The organism is Streptomyces chiangmaiensis (assembly GCF_036281785.1).
GTDB classification, from domain to species: Bacteria; Actinomycetota; Actinomycetes; order Streptomycetales; family Streptomycetaceae; genus Streptomyces; species Streptomyces chiangmaiensis.
In genome coordinates, this window is record NZ_JAYWVC010000624.1 from 1 (window position 1) to 1,015 (window position 1,015).

At 66.8% G+C, this 1,015-nt stretch carries 1 protein-coding gene; it reads right to left on the minus strand.

From position 1 onward, the window contains the following. Window positions 1-101: 101 nt before the first annotated feature. Window positions 102-1,015 (minus strand): group II intron maturase-specific domain-containing protein (locus VXC91_RS46040; protein ID WP_329513277.1); only part of this gene is annotated, 914 nt, incomplete at its 5' end.

The following is a 1,015-nucleotide window of genomic DNA, read 5'->3' on the forward strand; positions in this document are numbered from 1 at the left end:
CTCGAGCAGGTAGAACGCGCCACGCCAGTCGGGTAGCGGCAGTGCATTGCTGCACTGCCGCCCCCTCAGAACCGGCCGTGCCCGCTTTCCGAGCAACCGGCTCAAGCAAGCCCCGGGGGCTCGCGGGCTGGCAGAAACTGCTGGTCACTGGCGTCGCTCCTCCGGCTGAGGCGGCGACGGCAGTGCGTGTGGATGAGACGGAGCGTCGGTGGTTCGTCCGGTGCCCGGGAGTCCGTCTCGGCGGTGATCGCTTGTTTGCGCTTCGCCTTGCGGACCGTGGCGAGCCAGCGTTCCCATTCGTGAGGGGTCTGCGGCTCGTGATCGGCGTGCAGCAGCAGGTCCCGGCAGAGCGGACAGCGCCCGTGCTGTGCATGGAGCAGGCCCAGTGCGGTGCGGTCCAGCGGGGGCCTGCGGCGGCGTCGCCGCCTGTCCCAGTAGTCGGTCAGGGCAGGGTCGTCCAGTGAAGCCCAGCCCTTGACCAGGACGTGCCGGACGATCTTCGTCCAGGAGAACTTGAGCAGGAACGCGCCGGTTTGCCGGTCGCCGAAGACCCACCGGTCCTGCCTGGAGGCGTTGAATCTGCCGAAGTAGCGGGAGACGATCCACTTCCTTGGCTTGTGCGGATGCGTGTGCTTGGCCCACTTGTAGGTGAGCTTCCACACGTAGTCGTCCAGATCGTTGAACACCCGGCTGGAGACCACGTGCCGGTAGTAGGCGGCCCAGCCCCGGATGACCGGGTTGAGCTTGATGAGGACCGCCTCGACATTGGCCCCGCGCAGGGACCGCATCTCGGCGGCCAGCCGTTTCCGGATCCGCTTGACCGCGGCCTTACTGGGTTTGATCAGCAGCTTGCCCCGGTAGCGGCGGATGTTGAACCCGAGGAAGTCACAACCGTCGTCGAGGTGGACCACGCGGGTCTTGTCCTCGTTGAAGGCCAGTCCCCTTGGCGTCAGCCACGCGGCGAGCCGCGCTTTGACCTGTTCGGCCTGCTCACGTGAGTGACACAGCGCCAAAA